At 65.0% G+C, this 23,086-nt stretch carries 21 protein-coding genes, 1 tRNA gene and 1 pseudogene; 13 read left to right on the top strand and 10 right to left on the bottom strand.

The window, feature by feature from the left end; translation table 11 throughout:
- Positions 1–36: 36 nt before the first annotated feature.
- A tRNA-Trp gene (locus tag B6V76_RS17310) sits at positions 37–112 on the bottom strand.
- A gap of 162 nt (positions 113–274) precedes the next feature.
- On the opposite strand from B6V76_RS17310, the gene B6V76_RS17305 reads away from it, so the two are divergent.
- Entirely contained in the window at positions 275–835 is a 561-nt protein-coding gene (locus tag B6V76_RS17305; protein ID WP_075773814.1) for a type 1 glutamine amidotransferase domain-containing protein, read from the top strand.
- Positions 836–844: 9 nt separating this feature from the next.
- Here B6V76_RS17305 and B6V76_RS17300 read toward each other — a convergent pair whose 3' ends face one another.
- The 4 genes from B6V76_RS17300 to tuf form a co-directional block, all read right to left on the bottom strand.
- On the bottom strand, positions 845–1,831 hold the full coding sequence (locus tag B6V76_RS17300) for a zinc transporter ZntB (RefSeq protein WP_075773813.1): 987 nt from the start codon (positions 1,829–1,831) through the stop codon (positions 845–847).
- Between the two features lie 70 nt (positions 1,832–1,901).
- Complete coding sequence (locus B6V76_RS17295) at positions 1,902–2,570, bottom strand: CatB-related O-acetyltransferase (RefSeq protein ID WP_088728028.1); 669 nt, start codon at positions 2,568–2,570, stop codon at positions 1,902–1,904.
- 123 nt (positions 2,571–2,693) lie between these two features.
- Complete coding sequence (locus B6V76_RS17290; RefSeq protein ID WP_088728027.1) at positions 2,694–3,569, bottom strand: alpha/beta fold hydrolase; 876 nt, start codon at positions 3,567–3,569, stop codon at positions 2,694–2,696.
- A gap of 143 nt (positions 3,570–3,712) precedes the next feature.
- Positions 3,713–4,888: an elongation factor Tu gene (gene tuf / locus B6V76_RS17285; protein ID WP_077701325.1), complete on the bottom strand. Its 1,176-nt coding sequence runs from the start codon at positions 4,886–4,888 to the stop codon at positions 3,713–3,715.
- A gap of 167 nt (positions 4,889–5,055) precedes the next feature.
- On the opposite strand from tuf, the gene B6V76_RS17280 reads away from it, so the two are divergent.
- Positions 5,056–6,429: a cytochrome P450 gene (locus tag B6V76_RS17280; RefSeq protein WP_088719451.1), complete on the top strand. Its 1,374-nt coding sequence runs from the start codon at positions 5,056–5,058 to the stop codon at positions 6,427–6,429.
- A gap of 132 nt (positions 6,430–6,561) precedes the next feature.
- On the opposite strand, the gene parC is transcribed toward B6V76_RS17280, so the two are convergent.
- Complete coding sequence (parC, locus tag B6V76_RS17275; protein ID WP_075773808.1) at positions 6,562–8,790, bottom strand: DNA topoisomerase IV subunit A; 2,229 nt, start codon at positions 8,788–8,790, stop codon at positions 6,562–6,564.
- Between the two features lie 169 nt (positions 8,791–8,959).
- Here parC and B6V76_RS17270 point away from each other — a divergent pair, with 169 nt between their 5' ends.
- From B6V76_RS17270 to B6V76_RS17255, 4 genes are all read left to right on the top strand, one after another.
- Positions 8,960–9,487 carry an SH3 domain-containing protein gene (locus tag B6V76_RS17270; RefSeq protein WP_088719450.1) on the top strand — a complete coding sequence of 176 codons (528 nt, stop codon included), beginning with the start codon at positions 8,960–8,962 and terminating at the stop codon, positions 9,485–9,487.
- Positions 9,488–9,608: 121 nt separating this feature from the next.
- Positions 9,609–10,448, top strand: coding sequence for an SDR family NAD(P)-dependent oxidoreductase (locus B6V76_RS17265; RefSeq protein WP_088728026.1), 840 nt, complete (start codon positions 9,609–9,611; stop codon positions 10,446–10,448).
- A 61-nt stretch (positions 10,449–10,509) separates the two neighbouring features.
- Entirely contained in the window at positions 10,510–10,713 is a 204-nt protein-coding gene (locus B6V76_RS17260) for a twin transmembrane helix small protein (protein WP_075773805.1), read from the top strand.
- Positions 10,713–11,285, top strand: coding sequence for a cob(I)yrinic acid a,c-diamide adenosyltransferase (locus tag B6V76_RS17255; protein WP_075773804.1), 573 nt, complete (start codon positions 10,713–10,715; stop codon positions 11,283–11,285). The genes B6V76_RS17260 and B6V76_RS17255 overlap by 1 nt, the downstream gene beginning before the upstream one ends.
- Before the next feature lie 63 nt (positions 11,286–11,348).
- On the opposite strand, the gene B6V76_RS17250 is transcribed toward B6V76_RS17255, so the two are convergent.
- A complete protein-coding gene (locus B6V76_RS17250) occupies positions 11,349–13,538 on the bottom strand; it encodes a primosomal protein N' (protein ID WP_088719749.1) in 2,190 nt (729 codons plus the stop codon).
- Between the two features lie 137 nt (positions 13,539–13,675).
- On the opposite strand from B6V76_RS17250, the gene fsa reads away from it, so the two are divergent.
- The 5 genes from fsa to B6V76_RS17225 all read left to right on the top strand — a co-directional run bounded on the left by fsa (position 13,676) and on the right by B6V76_RS17225 (position 17,361).
- The gene (fsa, locus tag B6V76_RS17245) at positions 13,676–14,326 is read left to right on the top strand and encodes a fructose-6-phosphate aldolase (RefSeq protein ID WP_088719447.1); all 651 of its coding nucleotides are present in this window, start codon (positions 13,676–13,678) and stop codon (positions 14,324–14,326) included.
- A 124-nt stretch (positions 14,327–14,450) separates the two neighbouring features.
- A complete protein-coding gene (locus B6V76_RS17240) occupies positions 14,451–15,173 on the top strand; it encodes a DUF484 family protein (protein WP_240497676.1) in 723 nt (240 codons plus the stop codon).
- Positions 15,173–16,093, top strand: coding sequence for a tyrosine recombinase XerC (locus tag B6V76_RS17235; RefSeq protein WP_088728025.1), 921 nt, complete (start codon positions 15,173–15,175; stop codon positions 16,091–16,093). Before B6V76_RS17240 ends, B6V76_RS17235 begins: the two co-directional genes overlap by 1 nt.
- Before the next feature lie 42 nt (positions 16,094–16,135).
- On the top strand, positions 16,136–16,828 hold the full coding sequence (locus tag B6V76_RS17230; protein WP_088719445.1) for a CDP-alcohol phosphatidyltransferase family protein: 693 nt from the start codon (positions 16,136–16,138) through the stop codon (positions 16,826–16,828).
- A gap of 50 nt (positions 16,829–16,878) precedes the next feature.
- The gene (locus B6V76_RS17225; protein WP_088728024.1) at positions 16,879–17,361 is read left to right on the top strand and encodes a hypothetical protein; all 483 of its coding nucleotides are present in this window, start codon (positions 16,879–16,881) and stop codon (positions 17,359–17,361) included.
- A gap of 4 nt (positions 17,362–17,365) precedes the next feature.
- Here the strand turns inward: B6V76_RS17225 and B6V76_RS17220 are convergent, their stop codons facing one another.
- Entirely contained in the window at positions 17,366–18,202 is an 837-nt protein-coding gene (locus B6V76_RS17220; protein WP_088728023.1) for a DMT family transporter, read from the bottom strand.
- 332 nt (positions 18,203–18,534) lie between these two features.
- On the opposite strand from B6V76_RS17220, the gene truA reads away from it, so the two are divergent.
- Entirely contained in the window at positions 18,535–19,302 is a 768-nt protein-coding gene (gene truA, locus B6V76_RS17215; RefSeq protein WP_075773797.1) for a tRNA pseudouridine(38-40) synthase TruA, read from the top strand.
- A gap of 367 nt (positions 19,303–19,669) precedes the next feature.
- On the opposite strand, the pseudogene B6V76_RS20205 reads toward truA, so the two are convergent.
- Positions 19,670–20,521 (bottom strand): annotated as a pseudogene (locus tag B6V76_RS20205) (polysaccharide biosynthesis protein); the annotation flags it as partial.
- Positions 20,522–21,375: 854 nt separating this feature from the next.
- Complete coding sequence (locus B6V76_RS17205) at positions 21,376–21,993, bottom strand: sugar transferase (protein WP_075773795.1); 618 nt, start codon at positions 21,991–21,993, stop codon at positions 21,376–21,378.
- 198 nt (positions 21,994–22,191) lie between these two features.
- Here B6V76_RS17205 and B6V76_RS17200 point away from each other — a divergent pair, with 198 nt between their 5' ends.
- Positions 22,192–23,058, top strand: a complete 867-nt coding sequence (locus B6V76_RS17200) for a branched-chain amino acid aminotransferase (RefSeq protein ID WP_075773794.1) — start codon at positions 22,192–22,194, stop codon at positions 23,056–23,058.
- The last annotated feature ends 28 nt before the right edge of the window (positions 23,059–23,086 follow it).

Here is a 23,086-nt window from a genome sequence, read left to right as displayed (position 1 = left end):
CGTTACGCGAACAAACGTAAATTTTCAGGAAACGGCTGGCAGGGGCAGAGGGACTCGAACCCGCGACCCTCGGTTTTGGAGACCGATGCTCTACCAACTGAGCTATACCCCTAGGCCGTGGCGTGGGTGCTAAAGTCTCGCGCGACCGAAATCAAGTACCTTTCCATCGATCTCTCGCATTTCCCCGCCGAAGAAATCGCCGTGGAACGCAAGCCGAGCACAGATCGTTTTTCCTCCGAACCCGCGCAAGCTGCGCCTCTGGAAAGGAAAGCATATGCCCAAGATTACCGAAGCCCGCATTCTGATCATGGCCACCGATGGTTTCGAGCAGGCCGAATTGACCGTTCCGCGCGACAAGCTGATCGAAGCAGGCGCGCAGATCGACATCGCCTCGCTCGACGGCGAAGATATCCGCGGTTGGGACGAAACCGACTGGGGCGAAACCGTTTCGGTGCAGCGCAAGATCTCCGATGTCGACGCGTCGAATTACGATGCGATCGTTCTACCCGGCGGTCAGATCAACCCCGACCTTCTTCGTGTCGAGAAAAGCGCGCTGGACCTGCTGCGCAATTTCTATGACCAGGGGAAGGTTGTAGCCGCGGTCTGCCACGCACCTTGGCTTCTGATCGAAACCGGGATCGCCAAGGGGCGCAAGATGACCTCGTATCACTCGGTGCGCACCGATGTCGAAAACGCCGGTGGCGAATGGGTCAACGAATCCGTGGTTTCCGACAATGGCGTCGTCACCTCGCGCAACCCGAAGGATCTCGACGATTTCGTCGCAAAGATCATCGAGGAGGTGCAGGAAGGTCGCCACATGCGCGACGCCGCCTGATCGCGTGAATTACCGCTTCCTGCGCTTCGAATAGAGGCGCAGGAGGCCCATGACCATCAACTGCACGGCGACGATGACCACGCAGACGATCACCAGATAATTGAACGCATTGTCGGAATTCAGCCCCGGCATCCCGCCGATGTTGACCCCGAACAGTCCGGTGAGAAACCCGAGCGGCAGGAAGATCGTGGAGACCACCGACAGCACGAAGGTGTTGCGGTTCACCCGATCCGACAGCTGGCTCGAGAGTTCCTCGCGGAGCACCTGTGCCTGATCGCGCAGCTCGTCCATATCTTCCGAAATCCGCGTCATCTTCAACGCTTCTTCCTCGATCTCGCGCCGCGTAACCTCGTCGATGATCGGGCTCTCCGCCTGCGTCAGACGGATCAGGGCTTCGCGTTGCGGCGCGAGGTAACGCCGCGCCGCGATCACCTGCAGCCGCAGGTCGAGAACGTCGCGGCGCATGTGATCGGCGTGCCCGCCATAGACCTGATCCTCTAGCGTTTCGGCGCGTTCGTCCAATTCGCTCTGGAACACTCCGATATTGCCGACGATATCCTCGGTGAGTTGCACGAGGAAGCTGCCCGCGTCGCTGGGCCCTTGGCCGTCGCGGATCGCTACGTTCATGTGCTCGATCGCGCGCACGCGCTTGCGCGAGATCGTCAGGATGCGCTGCCGGTCGAGATACATCCGCAGCGAGACCATATCCTCGGGGTCTTCGCCCTCGTTGAAGTTGATCGCGCGCAGGATCACCAGAAGCCCCTCGCCGATCTGGCTCATGCGCGGGCGCGTATCGACATCTAGCAACGCCTCCACCGCCTGCGGGTCGAGGTAATCCAGCTCCTCGCGAATCCAGCGCTGCGCCCGCGGGTGCGTCCCGTCCAGATGCGCCCAGGCGAGCCGTTCGTCCCGTAGCGCCTCGACGATATCGGCAGGCCCGTCAGGATCGGGCGCGCCCGAGAGGATATGCGAGAAGAGGATCGGGCTGTTGGTCATCCGGGCTCCGGGCGAAATCGTAGCGTTGCCCAGAGCCTAGCGTCGTTGCGCGCAGCGGCAAGCTTCTCGCTTAGGGTGCGTGTCTGGCCAGTGCGGCGACATCGCCTGCTTCCAGTGCCGGAAGCGCGGCCTGTATGGCCTCCACCGGCCAGTCCCACCACGCCAGTTCGAGCAATTGTGCAATCTCATCGGGGTTGAACCGGGACCGCACCACGCGCGCCGGATTGCCCGCAACAATCGCAAAGGGCGGCACGTCCTGCGCCACGACCGAGCCAGCCGCCACGATCGCCCCCGCGCTGATCGTCACGCCGGGCATCACCATCGCGTTGAAGCCAAGCCAGACATCCGGCCCGATGACAGTGTCCCCAGTCGCGGCGTTCTCCTCGAGATATTTCCCCGCTGTCTCCATGTCGAAAATCCGGAACGGATAGGTCGTAATCCCGCCCATCGGGTGATTTGCGGAGGCGGTGATGAAGCGCACCCCATGAGCGATCTGCGCGAAGGGGCCGATCACCAGCCGCTCGGGGCAGCCGGGAAACAGATACGGCGCCAGCTCCGCCGCCGCGTCCGGCACGGGAACGAGAGGACTGTAATAAGCATAGCGCCCGACCTCGATATTGGGATGATCGATCACCGCCTGCAGGAACACGGTGGGTTCATGCGGCATGCCATCGGGCAGCAGTACAGGATTGCGGGTATCGGGCGCAGGAAAGCGCCGCGGCAGCGGATGGGCAGACATGGAGAGACCTCTCTCGATCAGAGTTTCAGGGAAACGGGATCAGAAAAGGGTCTTGTCCATCGGCGCCTCCATTGCGTGCTCGTCCAGTCTAGCGCAAGCGACGGGTCCGCGCCAGCCGTCCGGTCACAGCTTGCGCGCGCGCCACTCCGTCATCGCCTTCGCGATCTGCTCCGCCGCGTCAGGGTCGAGGTGGAAATGGTGGTCGCCTGCGATCTCCACGCTCTCATAATCGGCGATCAGCTCGGCCCCCCATCGCGCCAACTCCGCCGTGCCCTCGCGCCGCGCCCGAATCCCGTCCGCAGCCCAGATATTGAGCACCGGTGCCCGGATCGCCCGCAGCACCGCCTCCACATCGTCGCGATCGAGTTTCGCTGCAGAACTCGCGAACAGCCGCCGGTCGCCGCGCAGATGCCAGCTCTCCGGGCCGTCTTTCAGCGCACGCTCCGCCAGCGCCTCGGCCACCGCGCGCGCGTTGCCCTGCCCCGCGCGGCGCGCGATATAGGCTTCGCGCGTCGGGAAACTGCGTGGAGGCCGCGCCGCCTGCGTTGGCACCTCGGTCAGATAGGCGCGCAGGGTTGTGACGAAGTCCTGCGCCACCGGCTCGGGGGCCAGCGAATCGAGCGCGATGAAACCTCGCACCCGCTCCGGCATCGCTGCCGCCAACAGCGCCGCGATATTGGCACCCCGCGAATGGCCCAGCAGCACGCACTCCTCCCAACCCAGAGCGTCGAGCACCCGCAGGATCTGCGGCAAGTCGTCCCAGATATTGTAGCTCGCATGGGCCGCGCGATGCCCGCTCAGCCCCTGCCCGCTCAAATCGAGCGCGACGACATGGCAGCCATTCAGCCGCGGCGCGAGCTCGGCAAAGCTCGCTGCATGATCCATCCAACCATGCAGCGCCAAGACCGGCAGCCCCTCCTCGGAGCCCCATTCGAGCCCGGCGATCCGTAGCCCGTCTACGTCCCAGCGCCGCTCCCGCGCACCGTTCGTCTCCACCATGTCTTGCATCCTCCCACGCCCCCAATGCGCAGAAGATCTAGTGCGAGACACCCGCGATTGCGACCACCGGCACCGCGTCTTTCACGCAAAGCAAAAGGGCCGCCCAAGCGGGCGGCCCTTCGCAAGTCCAAATGATCCGAAGATCACTCGATGATTTTCGACACCACGCCGGCGCCGACGGTGCGGCCGCCTTCGCGGATTGCGAAGCGCAGACCGTCTTCCATCGCGATCGGAGCGATCAGTTCGACTTCGAACTTCAAGTTGTCGCCCGGCATCACCATCTCGGTGCCCTCGGGCAGCGTCACGGTGCCGGTCACGTCCGTCGTGCGGAAGTAGAACTGCGGACGGTAGTTCGCGAAGAACGGGGTGTGACGGCCACCTTCCTCTTTGGTGAGGATGTAGGCTTCAGCTTCGAACTTCGTGTGCGGCTTCACCGAACCCGGCTTGCACAGAACCTGACCACGCTCGACGCCGTCACGGTCGATGCCGCGCAGCAGCGCGCCGATGTTGTCGCCAGCTTCACCACGGTCCAGCAGCTTGCGGAACATCTCGACGCCCGTGCAGGTCGTCTTCGAGGTGTCGCGGATACCCACGATTTCCAGTTCGTCGCCGACGTTGATCACGCCACGCTCGACGCGGCCGGTCACAACCGTACCACGGCCCGAGATCGAGAACACGTCTTCGATCGGCATCAGGAAGGGCTGGTCCACGGCGCGCTCCGGCGTCGGGATGTAGCTGTCGACAGCTTCCATCAGCGCACGGATCGAGTTCTCGCCGATTTCCGGATCACGGCCTTCCATCGCAGCCAGAGCCGAACCCTTGATGATCGGGATATCGTCGCCGGGGAAGTCGTAGGACGACAGAAGTTCACGAACTTCCATTTCCACGAGCTCGAGCAGCTCCTCGTCGTCGACCTGGTCAACCTTGTTCAGGTACACGACCATCGCCGGGATGCCGACCTGACGGCCGAGCAGGATGTGCTCGCGCGTCTGCGGCATCGGGCCGTCAGCTGCGTTCACGACCAGGATCGCGCCGTCCATCTGCGCGGCACCCGTGATCATGTTCTTCACGTAGTCGGCGTGGCCGGGGCAGTCGACGTGCGCGTAGTGACGCGACTCGGTCTCGTACTCCACGTGCGCGGTCGAGATCGTGATGCCGCGGGCTTTCTCTTCCGGCGCGCCGTCGATCTGGTCATACGCGCGGAAATCACCGAAATACTTCGTGATCGCAGCCGTCAGCGTCGTCTTGCCGTGGTCAACGTGGCCAATCGTGCCGATGTTGACGTGCGGTTTGTTACGTTCAAACTTTTCCTTTGCCATCTCGCGGGGCGCCTCTGGTTAGGGGGCCGCTAGCAGCGAGCCCGAGTCAATATCGCGCGCTACCTATTGCCCTGGCGGGGAAAAATCAAGCCCGGAATGCAGGGTTTCCCCTGTCTGTGTTCGCGGTTTCGCTTGGGCAGCGACCCGCTCCGCACTACCATCCCGTCATGGATTACGCTGCGACAGACGACACCCACCGCCTTCCCGCCCGCGCACCGCTTGCCGAGCACCCGCTGGGGATCCTCGCGAGCTTCCGGGCCGCGCGGCGCAACCTATTGGAAATAATACCGGAACTGGCCACCCATGCACCGATCATCTCGGGCAATACAGGCGCGCGCTGGCATATGGTGATGGACCCTGACAGCCTGCGTCACATCCTCAAGACGCGCGTCGAGGATTATCCGAAATCGGTGGTGACCAAGCTCATTCTCGGCCCTGCCGTGGGGGAAGGGCTATTCGTCGCCGAAGGGGCCGAATGGCGCTGGCAGCGCCGCGCCGCCTCTCCGGTCTTCGCCGCGCGCAACATGGAGGCGCTCGCCCCCGTCATGGGGGCCGCAGCGGAGGCCTCTGCCGCGCGCATCAGCACCGCCGCCGATACCGGTCGCGCGGTGGATCTGCATCAGGAAATGGTGGCTGCGACCTTCGAGGTGATCTCGGACGTGACCTTCTCGGGCGACGAGGGCTTCGACCGCGCCGCGATCCATCGGGCGATCGACGCCTATATCGCGCAGACGGCAAAGGTCTCGCTGCTGGATCTCTTCGCGCTGCCCGCTTGGGTGCCGCGCCCGCATCGGGTGATCTCCTCGGGCGTCGTGCGCGACCTCAAGCGCCATGCGGACCGCGCGATCGAGGCCCGGCGCGCGAGCGAGGCGAAGGCGGTGCCCGACCTTCTGGACCTGCTCGACGGCGCGCAGGACCCCGAAACCGGCCGCGAGATGAGCCCGGCCGAGCTACGCGACAACCTGCTGACCTTCATTGTCGCAGGCCATGAGACCACCGCCCTGACGCTCGCCTGGGCGCTCTATCTCTGCGCCTTCGACCCGGCGGTGCAGGAGGCCGCCCGCAGCGAGGCGCAGGCCGCGCTCGGCGCGCATGCGGCGACCGTCGATGACCTGCCAAAGATGCCCCTCGTCGCGCAGATCGTGAACGAAAGCCTGCGCCTCTACCCGCCTGCGGGCTTCCTGTCGCGCACGGCGCGCAAACCCGACACGCTTCTGGGGCGCGAGGTGCGCGCAGGCGACACGGTGATGCTGCCGATCTACGCGCTCCACCGTCACCACGCGCTGTGGGACGACCCGCATGCCTTCCGCCCGGATCGTTTCGCCGATCCGACGCATGACCGCTTCGCCTTCCTGCCCTTCGGGGCCGGGCCGCGGATTTGCATCGGCGCGGGCTTCGCGATGCAGGAAGCACAGATCATCCTCGCCACGCTCCTCGCCCGGTTCCGCTTCACCGCCGTTCCGGGGCGCGAGCCTGTGCCGGAGATGATCCTGACCACACGCCCAAAGGGCGGCATCTGGCTGACAGTAGAGCGCGCGTGACGGGCGAGAGCGAACATTCATGCTTCGCCTTGGCGAAAATATCCCGGGGGTGAATTGCCCGACAGGGCAAGAGGGGGCGGCGCCCCCTGCCGGATCGCCCGGGCCTGTCCGGACGATCCCTCAGGCAAAGCCTCAGGTGAACCTGTTGTCCCGCGGGAAGCCACGCGGGGCCATGCGGCCCGCCGAGGCGCGCTTTCCGGTCCATTCGGCGAGGTCGGTCTCGGTCCGCGTGCGGCCCGCCGGATCCTTCCAGCTCAGACCATCGGCCAAGGTGAAGGTCTTGGCGTCGCTCAGCCCACCATCCTTGTATTTCTGCAAACGGACGCCTTTGCCGCGCGCCATCTCGGGCAGCTCTTCCAGCGGGAAGACCAGCAGCTTGCGGTTCTGACCGACGCAGGCGACCGTGTCGCCGTCGATCTTCGAACAGACGGTGGTTTTCGCCGCCCCCTTCATGTTCAGAACCTGCTTGCCCGATTTGGTCTGCGCCACGAGCTCTTCGCCCGGGCAGACGAACCCGTCGCCATCCGACGAGGCCAGCAGGTATTTCTCGCCCGCCTTCGGCAGCAGCAGATGCGTCACCTCCGCCTCGTTGGGCAGGTCGACCATCAGCCGCAGCGGCTCGCCCATGCCGCGCCCGCCGGGCAGATTCGCCCCGAGCACCGTATAGGCGCGCCCGTTGGAGCCCATCGCGACGATCCGGTCCGTGGTCTCGGCATGCATGGCGAACATCGGCCCGTCGCCATCCTTGAACTTCACCTCGGCGTCGAGCGCGTTGTGGCCCTTCATCGCCCGGATCCAGCCCATCTTCGACAGGATCACGGTAATCGGTTCGCGTTCGATCATCGCCTCGATCGGCACTTCCTCGACCTCACCAGCCTCGGCGAAGCCGGTGCGTCGCGCGCCGCCCTCGGCGTTGCGGCCGAATTTCTTGTCGATCTCTTTCAGCTCACCGCCGATCGTCTTCCATTGCAGCTTTTCGGAGGCGAGAAGGTCTTCCAGTCCCGAGCGCTCTTCGATCAGTGCATCACGCTCGCGCTTGAGCTCCATCTCCTCGAGCTTGCGCAGACTGCGCAGGCGCATGTTTAGGATCGCTTCGGCCTGCACGTCCGACAGCTCGAACTCGGCCATCAGCATCGCTTTGGGTTCGTCCTCGTAGCGAATGATCTCGATCACCCGGTCGAGGTTCAGGAAGGCGATAATGTAGCCTTCGAGCACTTCCAGACGCGCGTCGATCTTGTCCATCCGATGCTGCGAACGGCGCAGCAGCACCTCGCGCCGGTGATCGAGGAAGGCGCGCAGCACCTCCTTGAGCGAGCAGACCTTCGGCACCCGCCCGTCGATCAGCACGTTCATGTTGAGAGAGAAGCGGACCTCAAGATCGGAGTTCTTGAACAGCATCCCCATCAGCATCTCGGGCTCGACGGTGCGCGATTTCGGCTCCAGCACGATGCGGATATCGTCGGCGCTCTCGTCGCGCACATCGGCCAGCGCGGGCACTTTGCGGGTCTGGATGACCTCGGCCAGACGCTCGATCAGCTTCGATTTCTGCACCTGATACGGAATCTCGGTGACGACGATCTGCCACTGACCGCGGCCGAGATCCTCTTTCTCCCAGCGCGCCCGCAGACGGAACGCACCGCGCCCGGTGCGATAGGCGTCGCGGATATTCTCGGGCGGCTCGACCAGCACGCCGCCGGTCGGGAAGTCGGGGCCGGGAATATGCTCGACCAGCTCGTCATCAGTGATGGCGGGGCGCTTGATCATCTCCAAGAGCGCCTCGACCAACTCACCGAGGTTATGCGGGGGGATGTTCGTCGCCATGCCGACCGCGATGCCGCTCGCGCCATTGGCCAGCAGGTTCGGAAAGGCGGCGGGCAGCACGACCGGCTCGGTCAGCGTGCCGTCGTAGTTCGGGCGGTAATCGACCGCGTTCTCGGCCAGACCTTCCAGAAGCGACTCGGACGGTGAGGCCAGACGTGCCTCGGTGTAACGCGAGGCTGCCGGGTTATCGCCGTCGATATTGCCGAAGTTGCCCTGCCCGTCGACGAGCTTGTAGCGCATCGCGAAATCCTGCGCGAGACGCGCCATCGCGTCGTAGATCGCGGCGTCGCCATGGGGGTGGTAGTTCCCCATCACGTCACCCGAGATCTTCGCGGATTTCCGAAAGCCGCCCGTGGGCGACAGCTTCAGTTCGCGCATCGCGAAGAGGATGCGCCGATGCACCGGCTTCAACCCGTCGCGCGCATCGGGCAGCGCCCGGTGCATGATCGTCGAGAGCGCATAGGTCAGATAGCGCTCGCCAATCGCGCGGCTCAGCGGTTCGGAACTGGTGGAGAGGGGATTTTCTTCGTCACTGCTCATGCCGATTTACTAAAGCCGAGCCCGATCCCGGTCCAGCGGGAAAAGCAGGAATAAGAATTTCCAAGGAACTTTTCCCCCGTCGGCGGAATTTCACCGACGTAGAGCAGGCGGAATCGTGTTAACATTTCAATGATTCCCCAGCTGCCAATTCGGAATCAGGGGGTTGAACATGGGTAAGTTGTTGCTGACCACTTTGGCGGGTATTTACGCCGTTATGGCCATCGCCGGTCGCGACGTCCCCGGGGACGTCGAACAGGCCTCTGCGGCTACGTCAAATGACACGGTACAGGTGTCACGCGCCGCGACCGACAGTCAAGAACTTTCGGCCAGCGAAGCGCCTCAAATTGTCGCGAAGGCGGCCGCCACATCGCCGACCGATACGCCGAAAATCGAGAAGGCGTCGCTGATCACGCGCATCACGCCGAACACGCGGATGCCGGGCCCTGAGCTCAAACCCTCGCCCGAACATCGCAAGACCGCTGCGCCGGAAGTCGACGGCGGCACGCTCTGGAGCGTCTCGGCCAATGCCCTCAACGTGCGCTCGGGCCCCTCGACCAGCAATGCCGCGATCGACAGCGTCCGCAAAGGCGATCAAGTGCTCGTTGTGGCCGAGAGCGGCGGTTGGGCGCATGTGAAGATCGAAGGCGGCGGCACCGAAGGCTGGGTCTCGAAGAAATATCTGCGCCCGGCGAACTGAGCTTTCACAGGCGGTGCACCGCTAAATTCTTGTTTTTCCACCCGGGTCAAAATATTCCCGCCGGAGGCATATCTCCGGCGGGTTTTTCTTTGCCTCGCCGGATCAGAGGGAAGGCGCGCGCATGGCCAAGACGATTCTGATCACCGGATGCTCCTCGGGCATCGGCTACGACGCGGCCCACGGGCTGAAGGCCGCGGGCTGGAAAGTCTTCGCCACCTGCCGCCGCGAAGAGGATTGCGAACGTCTGCGCTCCGAGGGCTTGGTCTCGTTCCAACTCGACGTGGCCGATCCCGAAAGTATCGAGGCTGGCTTCAACGAGGCGCTCGCGCGCGGGCATGGCCGGCTTGATGCGCTCTACAACAACGCCGCCTTCGCCTGCCCCGGCGCTGCCGAGGACATTCCGCCCGGCGCGCTGCGCGAGATTTTCGAGACCAACCTGTTTGGCCTGCACGACCTGACGACCCGCGCGATCAAGGTGATGCGCGCACAGGGCGACAACGGCGAAGGACGCATCCTGCAATGCTCCTCGGTGCTGGGCTTCGTCGGTCTGAAATGGCGCGCAGCCTACGCCTCGACGAAATTCGCGCTGGAAGGGCTGACCGACGTGATGCGGCTCGAGATGGCAGATACGGACATCAAGATCGTGCTGATCCAGCCGGGCCCTATCACCTCGAAAATCCGGGTCAATTCGATCCCGCCTTTCGAGAAATGGGTGGATTGGAAGAACTCCGCCCGCCGCGCGCAATACGAGGGCAGCTTGCTAAAGCGTCTCTACCAAGGCCGCGGCAAGCCCGACACGTTCGAACTGCCGCCCTCCGAAGTGACGAAGGCGATCCTCAAGGCGCTCGAGGCCCCGAACCCGAAGCCGCGCTACAAGATCACCACGCCCACGAAGACGATCAGTGTCGTGCGCCGCTTCCTGCCGGACCGGATGCTCGACTGGGTGCTGGCCAAGGGCTGAAAATCCTTTCGCATTTTCGTGATCTCCAGCTATGTCTTGAGCCCAGAGGGAGAGAGACTACATGCGCAACGACCCGTTATTCTACATCGTCGCCGTGGCAAGTCTGGCGGTTCTGGTGATCTTGATGATCGGCATCGCGGGCTTCGGACGCGGGGGCGATTTCAACAAGAAACATGCCAACAAGCTGATGCGGTTGCGCATTGCCGCCCAGGCGGTCGCGATCGCGCTGATCCTGTTGTTCGTTTATCTCAGAAAGGGTGGCTGATGGTCGTTCTCAATCGCATCTACACGCGCACCGGCGACGCCGGGGAAACCGCGCTCTCGAACGGGGTGCGCGTCGCCAAACATTCCGCGCGCGTGACCGCCTATGGCACCGTGGACGAGCTGAACGCGACCGTGGGTATCGCACGCCTGCATGCCGACGAGGCGCTGCAAAAGCAGCTTTCCGTGATCCAGAACGACCTCTTCGATCTGGGCGCCGATCTGGCGCGCCCGGACATGGAACATGACGACGAGGCGGGCTACCCGGTCCTGCGCATGGTCGAGTCCCAAGTGACCCGGCTCGAGACCGAGATCGACGCGATGAACAAGAAGCTCGAGCCGCTGCGCAGCTTCATCCTGCCGGGCGGCACAGCGCTCGCGGCGCACCTTCACATGTCGCGCACCGTCGCGCGTCGTGCCGAGCGCGAAGCCGTGTCCCTCGCCGCGATCGAAGGCGTCAACGAATGGGCAGTGAAATATCTAAACCGCCTGTCCGACTGGTTCTTCGTCGCAGCCCGGATCGCGAATGACGATGGCAAGGATGATGTGTTATGGGTTCCCGGAGCGAACCGCTAACGAAGTCAGTGACGGAGCTTCCAGAAACCACCGGCGAAGGGAAGAGGCAGCCGCTAGGCGCGCTCAAAGGAAGCTCTGCGGATCGATATCGACTGCGAGCCGCGCATTCGTCGGCAGCTTCAGCCCCTTGAGCCAAGCCTTGAGCGCGCCCTGCAGCGGCGCGCTTTTCTCTGCCTTCACCAGCATCCGCACCCGATGCCGCCCGCGCACCCGCGCGATCGGCGCAGGCGCGGGCCCGAAGACCTGCGCGCCGATCCGGCGCAGCGCGGCGTCGTTGCGCGCCAGGTGATTGCCGATCTCGAAAAGCGGCTGCAGATCCGGCCCCGACAGGATGATCCCGGCCATCCGCCCGTAAGGCGGTACCCCCTGGGCCTGCCGCGCGGCCGCCTCCTGCGCCCAGAACGCCTCCTCGTCGCCGCCCAGAATCGCCCGGATCACCGGGTGCTCGGGCTGATAGGTCTGCAACAGCGCCGCGCCCTTCTCCTCAGCGCGGCCCGCCCGGCCCGCCACCTGCCGCATCAGTTGGAATGTCTTCTCCGCCGCGCGCAGGTCCGAGCCCTGCAGGCCCAGATCGGCGTCGATCACGCCCACCAAGGTCAGCCGTGGGAAGTTATGCCCCTTCGCCACGATCTGGGTGCCGATGATGATATCCGCCTCGCCCTGTGCGATCTCGGCGATCTTCTCCTTCAGCGCGCGGGCTGAACCGAACAGGTCGGAAGACAGCACCGCCAGGCGCGCGTCGGGGAAGCGCTCCGCAACCTCCTCGGCCAGCCGCTCGACCCCCGGCCCGACCGGCGCGAGCTTCCCTTCCACTTCGCAACTCGGGCATTTCACCGGGATCGGCTTCGTCTCGCCGCATTGGTGGCAGACGAGGCGCTTCAGGAAACGGTGCTCGACCATCCGCGCGTCGCAATGATCGCAGCCGATCTGATGCCCGCAGGCGCGGCAGATCGTGACCGGCGCATAGCCGCGACGGTTGAGAAACAGCATCGCCTGCTGCCCCTCGGCCACCCGCGCCAGCACCTCCTTCACCAGCGTCGGCCCGATCCAATGCGCGCTCTCGATCGCCTCGTCACGCATGTCGATCGTGCCCATCTCGGGCAGTTCCGCCGTGCCGAACCGTGCGCCCAGATCAAGCCGCTGATACTTCCCCGCCTCCGCGTTCGCCCATGTCTCGAGACTGGGCGTCGCCGAGGCCAGCACCACCTGCGCCGAACAACCCGAGGCGCGCAGCACCGCCATGTCGCGCGCATTATAGAGAACGCCCTCCTCCTGCTTGTAGGAGCTGTCATGCTCCTCATCGACGACGATCAGCCCCAGATCGCGAAACGGCAGGAACAGCGCCGAGCGCGCGCCGACGACAAGCTGCACCTCGCCCGCGCCGCAGGCCTTCCACAGCCTGCGCCGCTCGCTCTGCGTGACGCCGGAATGCCACTCGCCGGGGCGCGCGCCGAACCGCGCCTCGACCCGCGAAAGGAACTCGGAACTCAGAGCGATCTCGGGCAACAGCACCAAGGCCTGCCGCCCCTTGCGCAGACATTCCGCGACGGCCTCGAGATAGACCTCCGTCTTGCCCGATCCGGTCACGCCCTTAAGCAGCGTCGTCGAATACGCGCCGGAGCCTGTCCGCAACGCCGCCGCCGCGGCGGTCTGCGCCTCCGACAGCGCCTTGCCGGGCCGCGCCGGATCGAGCCGCGGGAAGGGCTGATCGCGCGGGACCTCCGCCTCGATCAGCGCACCGGTCTTCACCAGCCCTTTCACCACCTGCGTCGTCACCCCCGCCAGATGCGCCAACTCGCTCAGGTAAAACCCTGCGCCGCCATGCTCTTCCAGCACCTCGAGCACCCGCGCCCGCGCATCGGTCATCCGCGACGGCTCACGATCGCCCAAGCGGTAGATCTTGCGCATCCCCGGCGGATCGCCCAAGCCCGGCGCCCGCGTCGCGAGGCGCAAAACCTGCGGCAGGGGCGTCATCGTGTACTCCGCCATCCGCTCGAGAAAGACGCGCAGCTCGTCGCGCATCGGCGGCACATCGAAGACCCGGTTCACCGCGCGCAGCTTGGCCGCGTCGAAACCGCCCTCGCCCGCCCCCCAGACCACACCCAGCACCTTGCGCGGCCCCAGCGGCACCTCGACGAAAGCGCCGTTGTAGCAGCCGCCCTCCGGCGCGCGGTAATCGAGCGGCCGCCCGATCGGCTCCGCTGTCAGCACCGCGACCCGCGCGCCCTCTTCGAACCAACCGGGTTCAGACATCGCCATGCCTTCCAACTGCACTAAATATTCCCGGGAGCGGCGAAGCCGCGGGGCTGAGCCCCTCTGGCGTTGCGACCTCTTTCACCCTCGCCGCTTTTGCGCTAACACGCTCGCGACTGCCGCCAAGGAGAGCTGCCATGAAATTCTTCGTCGATACCGCTGACACCGCCGCGATCAAGGAACTCAACGATCTGGGTATGGTCGATGGCGTGACCACCAACCCGTCGCTGATCCTGAAATCGGGCCGCAACATTCTCGAAGTCACCAAGGAAATCTGCGACATGGTCCACGGGCCGGTCTCGGCCGAAGTCGTGGCCACCGAAGCCAAGGACATGATCGAAGAAGGTATGAAGCTCGCCAAGATCGCCCCCAATATCGCGATCAAGGTGCCGCTGACCTGGGACGGCCTGACCGCTTGCAAGGCTTTCGCATCCGAAGGCCACATGGTCAATGTCACGCTGTGCTTCTCGACCGCGCAGGCGATCCTCGCCGCAAAGGCGGGCGCGACCTTCATCTCGCCCTTCATCGGCCGCCTCGACGACATCAACCTCGATGGGATGGATCTGATCGAAGACATCCGCACGGTCTATGACAACTACGATTTCTCGACCCAGATCCTCGCCGCCTCGATCCGCTCGGTGAACCACATCAGCGACGCCGCGCGCATCGGCGCCGACGTGATCACCGCCCCGCCGGCGGTTATCAAGTCGATGGCGAACCATCCGCTGACCGACAAGGGTCTGGCCCAGTTCCTCAAGGATTGGGAAGCGACCGGCCAGAAGATCTGATCTTCCGGCGTGAGTCCGAAACGGCACAGGCCCGCCTATCCGGCGGGCCTTTTTCGTCGCGGGGGCTGATTTTTGGACTGCGTCGCGATGCGCATCGTGTATGCTCGGAAAAAATGACGCATCGATGAGCGACGAGACAGGCATGACCGAACCGGCCCTCGTGGAGCAACTCCGCGACAAGATCATTTCCGACCCTGACGTGATTCTCGAGGACCGCGACCTGATGCGGGCGCTGATCGCCGCGAACGAAGCGGCGATGGGCGGCAATATCGTCGATCTGCGCGGCGCGGCCATGTCCCGGCTGGAGGCGCGGCTCGACCGGCTGGAAGACACCCATCGGTCTGTCATCGCCGCCGCCTATGAGAACCTCGCAGGTACCAACCAGATTCACCGCGCGGTTCTGCGGATGCTCGACCCGCATGACTTTCAGTCCTTCCTGTCGAATTTGGCTTCCGAAGTGGCCGAGATCCTGCGCGTCGATGCGGTGCGTCTGGTGCTCGAGAGCCACCAGAACGAGGACGACCCGGCGCTTCGCCAGCTGGGCGAGGTGCTTTGCGTGGCCGAACCCGGCTTCATCACCGAATACATGCGCGGCGGGCGCGGCGGGCAGCCGCGACAGGTCGTGCTGCGCCAGACCGTTCCCGGCTCCGAGGCGATCTTCGGCGAGGCCGCGAACTGGGTGCGCTCCGAGGCGCTGATGCAGCTCGATCTGGGCGAGGGCCGGCTGCCGGGCATGCTGGTCATGGCCGCCGAGGATCCGCATCAGTTCAAACCCTCGCAGGGCACCGATCTTCTGGCCTTCTTCGCAGGCGTATTCGAACGCACGATGCGCCGCTGGCTGGATTAATGGCGGAGCCGTCCGCAGGGCTGCAAGACGCGCTCGCCGAGTGGCTGAGCCATCTGCGCGGTTTACGCGACGCGTCCGAGCATACGATCACCGCCTATCGGCGCGACGTGGCGGGCTTCCTAGGATTTCTGCAAAATCATCATGGCGAGAGCCTCGGCACCGCCCGGATCGCGCAGCTCGGCCCTTCCGACATGCGGGCATGGATGGCGCATGAGCGGTCGCGCGAGGTCTCGTCGCGCTCGCTCGCCCGCGCTCTGTCCTCGGTCAAAAGCTTCATCCGCTGGCTCGCCGATCGCGACGGGTTCGACGCGAGCCATATCCTCTCGACCCGCAGCCCGAAATATCAACGCAAGCTGCCGCGACCGCTGAACGAAAACGCCGCCGCCGAGATGATCGAACAGGTCGACACGCAAGCGATGGAGCCGTGGATCGCCGCGCGCGATGCCGCCGTGCTGACGCTGCTTTATGGCTGCGGGCTGCGGATATCCGAGGCGCTCGCGCTGCGCGCCGACGCCCACCCGCTGCCCGAGGTGCTGCGCATCCGGGGCAAGGGCGACAAAGAACGGCTGGTCCCGGTCGTCCCCGCCGCCCGCGAGGCGGTGGCCGAATACATACGCCTGTGCCCCTACCCGGCCGAGCCGGACGCCCCCTTGTTCTACGGCGCACGCGGAAAGCCGCTCAATCCGCGGATGATTTCCAAGGCGATGGAGCGGGCGCGCATGTCGCTTGGCCTGCCTTCGACCGCGACGCCGCATGCGATGCGCCACAGCTTTGCCACGCATTTGCTGGCCGCTGGCGGCGATCTGCGCGCCATTCAGGAACTGCTGGGCCATGCGAGCCTCGGCACCACCCAGATTTACACTGCCGTCGACGCGGCGCGACTTATGGAAATCTACGACAAGAGCCATCCGCGCGCCTGAAGTTCGCTTGCCCCTGCGTCGCAAATCCGGCATCACGGACAAATGGATATCCGCATCAAAGCCCTTTTCGTCCACCTTCTGACCGCCACCGGCGCGGTGTTGTCGATGCTCGCGCTTCTCGCGGCTGCGGAAGGCCAATGGTCGATGATGTTCCTTTGGCTCGTCACCGCGTTCTTCGTTGACGGGATCGATGGTCCGCTCGCGCGGCGCTACGATGTGAAGGCGAATTTTCCGCTCTATGACGGTGTCCTGATGGACCTGATCATCGACTACCTGACCTATGTCTTCATCCCTGCCTTCGCGCTGTTCCAGTCGAGCCTGCTACCGGGATGGACGGGCTGGCTCGCGATCATCGCGATCACCTATGGCAGCGTGGTCTATTTCTCCGACACCCGGATGAAGACGAAGGACAACTCGTTTCAGGGTTTTCCGGGCGCGTGGAACATGCTGGTGCTGGTGCTGTTCGCGCTGAAGCCCGGCTATTGGACGATCCTCGTGGTGGTCGTGGCACTTGCCATCGCGATGTTCCTGCCGCTGAAGTTCATCCACCCCGTGCGCACGAAGCGCTGGCGCGTGGTCTCTCTGCCTGTGGCGCTACTGTGGACCTTCTTCGCGGGCTGGGCCGCATGGGTCGATTTCGACCCGGCGAGCTGGGCGCATTGGGGGCTGGTCGTGACCTCGTTCTACCTGCTGCTCGTCGGCATCGTGCAACAAATCGTCCCTGAACGGCGTTGACCTGCGACGGCCGCTCCGGCGGTCCGCGGCAACAGTTTTCAGGAGGCCTAATGCGTCACACTTTCGCGCTCATTGCCGTCGTGTTCTCGGCGCAGTCGGCCATCGCCGCGCCGGACTATCTTGACGACCGCTCCACCCCCGCTGCGCTGGTCCGCTCGCTCTATAACGCGATCTCGCTGCATCAATACGCCCGCGCCTGGAGCTATTACGCCGATCCGGAAGAGGATGGCGATTATGCGGATTTCGCGAGAGGCTACGCCGACACGGCGGAGGCCTCGGTCACGGTCGGCCCCATGACGTCGGAAGGCGCGGCCGGCTCTATCTACACGACTCTCGCGGTGACGGTGACCGCCCGGACGCGTGACGGAAAGACCGAGAGCTTCGGGGGCTGTTACGTGGTGCGCCAGATTCAACCCGCGATCCAGGAACCGCCCTTCACGCCGCTGCAGATCACGGACGGGCACCTCGTGGCGCGATCTTCGGACGAGGCCATGCCCGCAAGCTGCGACGCCGACGGTCGGCCGCGGTTCTAAGCACTCAGACCCGCGTCAGCACCACGCCCGAGACGATCAGCAGCGCGGCAAGCGCCTTCGTAACCCGCATCTTCTCGCCGAATACGAGCCAACCGATCAGCACCGCGAACAGGATCGAGGTCTCGCGCAGGGTCGCGACCAGCGCGATCGGCGCGCGGGTCATCGCCCAGATCGAGATCGCGTAAGCCCCGTAAGACGCCGCAGCCCCGAGCGTCGCGATTCCCCATTCGCGCGGCACGGCGCGCAGCATCGCGGTGCCGCGCTGCGCCAGCATACCTGAGGCGAAGAGCACGCCACCCAACACCATGATCCACCCGACGTAGCCCACCGGCTCGCCCGATATGCGCGCGCCCATCCCGTCGACCAGCGTGTAGGCCGCAGTCGCGAGTGCCGAGCCCATCGCGTAGGGCAGCAGACGGCGACTCTCGCCATCGGTGAACACGCCGCGCGCCATCAAGGCGATGCCGAGGCCCAGCACAGCGATCCCGGCATATTCGAGCCCGCTCATCGCGTCGATCGCCAAGGCGGCGGAGACGACCGCCACCATCATCGGCGCGGTTCCACGCGCGATCGGATAGACCCGGCTCAGGTCGCCCTGCTCATAGGCATGGGCGAGGAAGAACTTGTAGCCGAAATGGATGACGCCCGCGGCGAGGATCCAGCCCAGCGCGGCACTGTCCGGCAGCGGTCGCGAAAGGGCGACCGCCAGGCCGATCACCGCCTCGGCAATCGACAGCATCACCATCGCACGGATTTTCGAGCCACCAAGCCGGATCAGCGCGTTCCACAGGGCGTGCAGAAAGGCCGCGCCCAGCACCGCCGCCATGATCGTCAAACTCATTTCCGCGCCCTTCCCTGCCCGACCGACAATCGGTAGCTCCGGGCCACGACAAGGGCAAGCGGCCTCGCACCGTGCTGAGATGTCTGGCCTCGCCGCAACGGCTTCTCTCCGCGCGGGGCGCACGAAGAAACTGGGGAAGGGGCTACGGCGCTCTCGAGTCAACCGACATGCGAGGAATGCGACCGAATGATACAGTGAATCGGAAACTTCGTCCCAAGGCGGCAACCCCGCCGCGGGTCTGGAAAGCGGTGCCGTCCGCCGAACTCCCAGGTTGCAAGAAGGGGCGCGCGAAGGGATTGCGGAACGCAGCGCACTCGGGCTATGGGCGATCCATGCCCAGATACGCCTTGAAAATCGAATATGACGGGGGCCCCTTTGCCGGGTGGCAACGTCAGGCCGATCAGCCTTCGGTGCAAGGCGCGGTCGAGGACGCTTTGGCGAAGCTCGAACCCGGCCCCCACACGATCGCCGCGGCGGGACGCACCGATGCGGGCGTTCATGCGACCGGGCAGGTGGCCCATGCCGATCTGAAGAAGGACTGGGACCCGTTCCGACTTTCGGAAGCGCTGAATTATCATCTCCGCCCCGCGCCGGTGGCGATACTCGCCTGTGCCAGGGTCGACGACGAGTTCCACGCCCGGTTCTCGGCGCAGGAGCGGCGCTACCTGTTCCGGCTCGTGCAACGTCGTGCGCCGACGACCCATGACCGCGGTCTGGTCTGGCGCGTGCAGAACCCGCTGGACGTGGAGGCGATGCGCGAAGGCGCGTCGCATCTGATCGGGCACCATGATTTCACGACGTTTCGTTCGACCATGTGCCAATCGAAATCGCCGGTCAAAACGCTCGACGAGATCCGGATCGAAGAACATGACATTCTACATGGGCGCGAGGTGCGGTTTCATTTGCGCGCTCGCAGCTTCCTGCACAACCAGGTCCGTTCGATCGTCGGCACGCTGGAGCGGGTCGGTGCTGGCTCCTGGCCGGCCGAGCGCGTCGCCGAAGCGCTCGCCGCCCGCGACCGCGCCGCATGCGGCCCGGTCTGTCCGCCGCAGGGCCTCTATCTAAGCGCCGTCGGCTATCCCCGCGATCCCTTCGGCTGACACGGTCTGGCCCCCGGCCGGGGCGCGCGGCATCGGCAGCTGAGTTGGAAACGAGGTCTTGCGCTTTTCCATCGGGGCGAAGCTCCGACTTTCCTTCATCGCGCGTGACCTGGCTTGCCATTGCTCCGCTTCGCCTGCGCGGCGTGATCTCGAAATTCCGCGCTTTTTGAATATCAGCGTCAGGCCCTCCGGGCACCTGAACGACAGGCGAAGCAGGGTCGTCGCCCTCCAACCGTTGCAGACGCGAGATGATCTCATCCAGCCGCGCCGCGCAACGCTGCCCCAAGGCAGCGTCGAGATAGCGCAGAAACATGGCGGTCTCGCGTCTCGAGAGATGAGGCACGGGGACATCTCGAATCTTCGGATGTGCGGTCGCTTGGCTACGCGCGCCGGTCACCGGAGCTTCATGCAATTTCTCGCCCGGACGCAGGCCGATAGGCAAAAGCTCGATATCGCCTTCTGGACAGTCCGGTCCGCGAAGGCGCAACCCGCGCGCTTCGACCATCTGCCGGGCGAGATCGCCGATCCGGATCGGCGCGCCCATGTCGAGTGCATAGACCCGTCCTGCGCCCTCCCAACGCCCTGCGATCAGCACAAGCCGCGCGGCCTCGGCGATCGTCATGAAGTAGCGCGTGGCCTCGGGATCGGTGAGCGTGATCGGCCCGCCCTGCGCGATCTGTTGCTCGAATATCGGCACGACCGACCCGGATGAGCCGAGCACATTCCCGAAGCGCACGATGGAGAAGACGGTCGCGCCCGCACGGCGCGCAAGATCCTGCACGACCAATTCGGCCATTCGTTTAGACGCCCCCATGACCGAGCGGGGCGCGATCGCCTTGTCGCTCGAAATCAGCACGAAACGCGCAACTTTCGCGGCGCGGGCGGCGCGCGCGAGACAGACCGTGGCGGCGACGTTATTCGCGCATCCCGAGAAGGGATTCTGCTCGACCAGAACGACATGTTTGTAGGCGGCGGCGTGGAATACGACGTCGATCGTTTCGCGCGCGAATATCTCATGCACCAGCGCCGCATCCGCTGCAGAGCCGAGCCGCGTGACAAGTTCGGTGCCCGCGCGCTCCGCCAGCGGGCTCAGGTCGGAGAGGATTGTGAAGAGCGCCGTTTCCGATAGCTCGAGAAGGACCAGTTTCGCCGGACGACAGGCGAGTATCTGGTGGCAAAGCTCCGCCCCGATGGAACCGCCCGCCCCCGAGATGAGCATGGTTTTGCCGCAGTAGAACTCCGCGTCGGGCGGATCGTCTTCCGTGATCTCTGAGCGACCAAGCCACCGTTCGGAGCGCACCGGCTGCAGCCGCGCGGCGAGATCGGCGCCACCGACCAGAAGCGCGAAATCCGGCAATGCCTCGCAGCGCAGTCCGAGGGCCGAGAGGTCTCGCGCCAGCGCGGCCTTGCGCGGCGTGGGCAGGAGCGGGTCGGCGAGAACGACGCGATCGACGTTGAACTTGCGGATCAACGCCTCGCGCGTCACGTGGCCGAGAACCGGAACCCCGTCCAAGGTCGCACCGCGCAGAACCGGGCTGTCATCGAGAAACGCGCAGGTCAAGAAACCGGATCGATCGCGCAACGCCCGTGCCAGCGCGAGCCCCTCCGGGGTCGCGCCGTAGATTGCGATGCGCGAGACGACGTACGAGCGGCGATACAGCACTGCGGTCAGCCCCAGAAGAGCCCAGCGTTGAGCCACGAGGCCAGACAGGAACGCGCCCCCGAAGAAGAATGCGATCGCGCCACCTCGCCATCCAGGACTGATCCAGAGGGCAAATACCAGAAGGCAGGAGACACCCAATGCCTTCCCCGCCCCGTCCCTTGCGAAGTCCTTCAGGGGCAAGCGGGCAAGACCGGTGCCGAGGCTCACTGATGCGGCGACGATACCCCCCACCGTCAGAAAGATCGGCGAAGGGAGCCCAAGGCTCCATCCCGGCGACGTGGTTGCGAAATGCATTGCTGCGGCAAGGCATCCTATCGCCAGAAGCGCATCGAGCGCCGCGATGACAGCCGCCTTTCGCGGGCGCGACAATGCGATCAGCCGCGTCGCGATCTTGTCGGTGAGCACCGAACTCATGCGCGCGCTCCGCGCAGGGTTTGCCAGATCAGCGCGAGATCGAGCCAGCACGAGGCCCGACGTTGGTACAGCAGATCAAGCCGCGCTTTCTGTGGAACGCAGACGCGGTCATAGATCCGCCGCGCCTCCTCCGCGGAACGACAAGATGCCATCAGCCGCGCCTCTTTCGCGGCGAACTGTACGCTCGCAAGCCCGGTGATCCCCGGCGGACTTGTAAGCACCTGTGCGTAAAGCGCGGGGAATCGCTCCACCACCTCGCGCAGCGGCGGGCGCGGTCCGACGAAGCTCATGTCGCCGCGCAGCACGTTCCATATTTGCGGCAATTCATCCGCGTGGCAGCGGCGCAACAGCCGGCCAAGCGGCGTAATCCGTCCGGCTTTATGTCCGCCGGAGACGCCGTAATCGCCGGGATCCGCCGCCATCGTGCGAAACTTCCACATGCGGAAGCTACGCGTGGGACTGTGCATCCGTTCACCCCCGTGGAACCACGGTCGCCCCTGCACCATCGCGATGACCAGCCAGACCAGCGCGATCAGCGGCACCACCATGGGTAGCGCGAGCATCGCCAGCGTCAGATCGAAGAGACGTTTGCGCCTGCGCCGGACCTGGGTCATGCCAATTCTCCTGCTATGGATCATCACCGAAGAAACGAAACCTTCGCGAGCCTATGCCTCTTCCAGTTGCGATGCGGTTAACGCCGCCAGGTCACGAGATGTGACCGGACCTCACGGCACCTGACACCGATACAATCGGCTGTATGGACTTCGCCGGACGCCAGTGGTTGGATCGCGCCCGATACGAAGGAGGCACCGATGGCATTCGGCAAAAACATCCGCACATGGTTCGAAGGCGCATGGCACGAGGGCGATATCGCCGTGATGCGCGCCGCCGATCACGGGCTTTGGCAGGGCAGCTCGGTCTTTGACGGGGCGCGACTTTTCGACGGGGTCGTGCCCGATCTAGACCTGCATTGCGCACGCACCAACCGCTCCGCCGAGGCGCTGATGATCACGCCGACCATCGCACCCGAGGAGATGGTCGAAATCGCGCGCGAGGGGCTACGGAAATATGACAAGGGTGCTGCTGTCTACGTGCGCCCTATGTACTGGGCGATCGCGGGCTCGGATCTGGGCGTCGCACCGAAGCCCGGCGAAACCGGATTCGCGCTGTGCCTCGAAGAGGTGGCAATGCCCGACCCCGGCAAGTCGACGACGCTGACCACGACGCAGTTCCGCCGTCCCGTTCTTGCCGACAACGTCACCGACGCGAAGGCGGGCTGCCTCTATCCGAACAACGCCCGAATGCTGGTCGAGGCGCAGCGCAAGGGCTTCGGCAATGCGCTGGTGCAGGACGCCATGGGTAACGTCGCCGAAAGCGCGACCGCGAATGTCTGGATGGTAAAGGATGGCGAGTATTTCACGCCGATGCCGAACGGCACCTTCCTCGCAGGCCTCACGCGCAAGCGGATCATGGGCCTTCTGCGCGAGGGCGGCGAGACGGTGCATGAAGCGGTGCTGACGCTCGACGATTTCCGCAATGCCGACGAGGTCTTCCTGACCGGCAACTTCGCAAAGGTCACCCCGGTCGCGGGCTTCGACGATGTCAGCTACACGCCCGGCAAGGGCACACAGCGCGCGCGCGAAGCCTATATGGACTGGGCGCAAGGCTCGCCGCTTTGAGCCTCGACACCCCTGCGGTTGCCAAAGG

This window comes from Thioclava sp. IC9, from assembly GCF_002213225.1.
Lineage (GTDB): Bacteria > Pseudomonadota > Alphaproteobacteria > Rhodobacterales > Rhodobacteraceae > Thioclava > Thioclava nitratireducens.
The sequence above is the reverse complement of the archived record's forward strand: the minus strand, read 5'-3'. Positions and strand labels throughout refer to the sequence as shown.

Excerpts from the sequence above, each read along its gene's own strand:
- B6V76_RS17260 (WP_075773805.1), top strand. The coding sequence starts at position 10,510 with ATGCGCAACGACCCGTTATTCTACATCGTCGCCGTGGCAAGTCTGGCG.
- B6V76_RS17255 (WP_075773804.1), top strand. The coding sequence starts at position 10,713 with ATGGTCGTTCTCAATCGCATCTACACGCGCACCGGCGACGCCGGGGAA.
- B6V76_RS17225 (WP_088728024.1), top strand. The coding sequence starts at position 16,879 with ATGCGTCACACTTTCGCGCTCATTGCCGTCGTGTTCTCGGCGCAGTCG.
- B6V76_RS17290 (WP_088728027.1), bottom strand. The coding sequence starts at position 3,569 with ATGGTGGAGACGAACGGTGCGCGGGAGCGGCGCTGGGACGTAGACGGG.
- B6V76_RS17220 (WP_088728023.1), bottom strand. The coding sequence starts at position 18,202 with ATGAGTTTGACGATCATGGCGGCGGTGCTGGGCGCGGCCTTTCTGCAC.
- B6V76_RS17300 (WP_075773813.1), bottom strand. The coding sequence starts at position 1,831 with ATGACCAACAGCCCGATCCTCTTCTCGCATATCCTCTCGGGCGCGCCC.
- B6V76_RS17305 (WP_075773814.1), top strand. The coding sequence starts at position 275 with ATGCCCAAGATTACCGAAGCCCGCATTCTGATCATGGCCACCGATGGT.
- B6V76_RS17205 (WP_075773795.1), bottom strand. The coding sequence starts at position 21,993 with ATGACCCAGGTCCGGCGCAGGCGCAAACGTCTCTTCGATCTGACGCTG.
- B6V76_RS17265 (WP_088728026.1), top strand. The coding sequence starts at position 9,609 with ATGGCCAAGACGATTCTGATCACCGGATGCTCCTCGGGCATCGGCTAC.
- B6V76_RS17200 (WP_075773794.1), top strand. The coding sequence starts at position 22,192 with ATGGCATTCGGCAAAAACATCCGCACATGGTTCGAAGGCGCATGGCAC.
- B6V76_RS17230 (WP_088719445.1), top strand. The coding sequence starts at position 16,136 with ATGGATATCCGCATCAAAGCCCTTTTCGTCCACCTTCTGACCGCCACC.
- fsa (WP_088719447.1), top strand. The coding sequence starts at position 13,676 with ATGAAATTCTTCGTCGATACCGCTGACACCGCCGCGATCAAGGAACTC.
- B6V76_RS17235 (WP_088728025.1), top strand. The coding sequence starts at position 15,173 with ATGGCGGAGCCGTCCGCAGGGCTGCAAGACGCGCTCGCCGAGTGGCTG.
- B6V76_RS17295 (WP_088728028.1), bottom strand. The coding sequence starts at position 2,570 with ATGTCTGCCCATCCGCTGCCGCGGCGCTTTCCTGCGCCCGATACCCGC.
- B6V76_RS17240 (WP_240497676.1), top strand. The coding sequence starts at position 14,451 with ATGAGCGACGAGACAGGCATGACCGAACCGGCCCTCGTGGAGCAACTC.
- tuf (WP_077701325.1), bottom strand. The coding sequence starts at position 4,888 with ATGGCAAAGGAAAAGTTTGAACGTAACAAACCGCACGTCAACATCGGC.
- parC (WP_075773808.1), bottom strand. The coding sequence starts at position 8,790 with ATGAGCAGTGACGAAGAAAATCCCCTCTCCACCAGTTCCGAACCGCTG.
- truA (WP_075773797.1), top strand. The coding sequence starts at position 18,535 with ATGCCCAGATACGCCTTGAAAATCGAATATGACGGGGGCCCCTTTGCC.
- B6V76_RS17280 (WP_088719451.1), top strand. The coding sequence starts at position 5,056 with ATGGATTACGCTGCGACAGACGACACCCACCGCCTTCCCGCCCGCGCA.
- B6V76_RS17270 (WP_088719450.1), top strand. The coding sequence starts at position 8,960 with ATGGGTAAGTTGTTGCTGACCACTTTGGCGGGTATTTACGCCGTTATG.
- B6V76_RS17250 (WP_088719749.1), bottom strand. The coding sequence starts at position 13,538 with ATGTCTGAACCCGGTTGGTTCGAAGAGGGCGCGCGGGTCGCGGTGCTG.